The 2126-nt window shown below is 61.4% G+C and carries 1 protein-coding gene and 1 tRNA gene; one reads left to right on the forward strand and one right to left on the reverse strand.

Going from position 1 to position 2126, the window contains the following annotated elements:
• Window positions 1-175: 175 nt before the first annotated feature.
• Window positions 176-1813, reverse strand: coding sequence for a threonine/serine exporter ThrE family protein (locus tag Q3981_RS10385; RefSeq protein WP_303126023.1), 1638 nt, complete (start codon window positions 1811-1813; stop codon window positions 176-178).
• A 227-nt stretch (window positions 1814-2040) separates the two neighbouring features.
• Here Q3981_RS10385 and Q3981_RS10390 point away from each other — a divergent pair.
• Window positions 2041-2113: transfer RNA gene (locus tag Q3981_RS10390), tRNA-Thr, on the forward strand.
• Window positions 2114-2126 lie beyond the last annotated feature (13 nt).

A 2126-nucleotide genomic window follows, 5' to 3' on the forward strand; every position in this document is an offset into this window, starting at 1 on the left:
ATAGCTGTTTCTTCTTCGACGGCGTGCAGTGATACAGCGTTGGTAGCCCGTTTATCAGTGACCGTGGGGGGCACAAATCCTCCTGGAAAATCCTCCTGGGATGGATGGTGAACAGAGTAATGGTAGCTCACGCGGTGGGTTTCGTGGTAGCCGCCACCGTGGGTTTTATCGGGTTTTATCGACGACGCCACTGCGAGCGCGCTTTTGTGTTTCGGTAGGAACGGTTGCGCCAGCGAGCCCGGATCGATCCGGTGTTGGGTGTCCGCGGAGCCCCACGGCCATTGGTCCGTTGGCCGTTCGTTCGTTGGCCATTAGCCCGGGGACCGTTGACGCGCGACCCGTTGGTGCGCGCCTTCACCGCGAGCGGCCGTCGGACGATGTTGCGAACTCCGCGGTAAGCGGTGGCGATGCGGGGCCGTCGTAGTCTGCGCGCAATCCATTCACCAAGGACGACGCCCGCCGCCAAGCTCGTGGCGATGGCGAAAGCAGTGGCCATCGAGGAGAACCCGATGGACGGCCGGTCGTTAAGCAGGGAATACATGCCGCGGTAGAGAGCGAAACCGGGCAGGAGCGGGGTAATGCCTGAGACTGCGGTAATCAGCGGGGGGATCATGAACCGTCGGGAGAGTAGCCCACCGAAAAGTCCGATGAGCGTGGCCGCCATGCCGGACGCCGCGATAGTCCCAAAACCGATAGGGATAAGGATCATGTAGTAAATCGCGGCACCGATGAGGGTGGTGACCGTCGTGATGACCGTGGAGCGCAGGCGCGCGAAGCACGCGACCGCGAAGAATGCGCCCGCCAGTGCCCCGGACACCGTAATGACGACGTTTTGCACGACGTTGGTGGACGCCGAGCCCTCAAATCCGGGGAGAGGAATGCCCAGGCGGGAGGCGATATTGAGCCCGAAGGCAACGCCGGCGATGATCGCGCCGGTGGAGAGCGCAGCTTCGAAGAACCGTGCAGAGGCCGTGACCGGCGCGCCCGTGATGCCGTCTTGGAGCGCTTGGACCAGAGTGAGCCCGGCCAGCATGGCCACGATCCCAGCACCGATACAGACCGACGGGTTGACTTCTATTCCATAGTGTTGTCCCACGTGGTAGGCCAGGGCTGCCGGGACAGGGGCGACAAGCCCGCCGAACACGTTTTGAAAGAATAACGGCAACCCGTGTCCGGCCAGCACCGCGGATCCCCACATGATGACGATGGCAGAGAGGCAGGAAATGATGGCCTCGGGTAGGTGTCCACCGATCATGAATGCCACAGATCCGGTGAAGATGCCCCACATGATCAGCACAAAGGTCGAATTGTAGGTCGGGGGCGCCGTGACGATCTCGTGGAGTTCGTCGGCAGCTTCTGCCCGCGTGAATCCACCGGTGAGGATGCGTCGAACAAGGACGTCGATTTCCTCTAATCGGGCGAAGTCCATGCTCAGTTTACTGACGACGCGAAACGCCGAGAGCGCGCCCTCGGTGGGGCCCATGGTGGTGTACAGCATAAGGGTGTTGAGCGTGATGTCGACGTGGACGTCGTGGATACCGTATGTTTCGGTGATCGCGTGCATGTGGGCTTTGACGTCCCCGTTGCTCATGCCGCTGGCTAGGAGGACGTCGCCAATGCGGGCGGCGAGGTCGAGCACCGCGTTGATTTCGTCGGCATTGGTGAAGTCGATGGGCTTCAGTGGCGACGGTGCCGGGGCGGCTTTGACGGCGTCGATGGTGGCGACAGGATTGGACCCGCCGGCAGTGGTGCCGGGGGCGCGGGAGCCAGCGACGCGGCGGAATGCCTGGCTGAATCCTGAGACAAAATCCATGGGGAGATCGTTGCCTTCGCTGATCGGGATCGGTGGGGTGAGGAATGTTTTGTGGTCACAGGCTACGACAGAACCGATCGTGCGGGCGAGTGGGGTAGCGATAGGAACTGTTTGCGCTGGTGGTGGTGTATTTGTTTCGTTGTTGGTGCAGTTATGTGTATTATGGCGGGGCTGGTTAACGGGACCTGGCCAGGCATTCACGCTTGGCGCGGGTCAGTGCCCAGTGTGCTGGAGTGGCGCAATCGGTAGCGCAACGGTCTTGTAAACCGTAGGTTGTGGGTTCAAGTCCCATCTCCAGCTCAAAATAGCAGGT

The sequence above is a fragment of the Corynebacterium sp. genome (assembly GCF_030530965.1).
Classification (GTDB): Bacteria; Actinomycetota; Actinomycetes; order Mycobacteriales; family Mycobacteriaceae; genus Corynebacterium.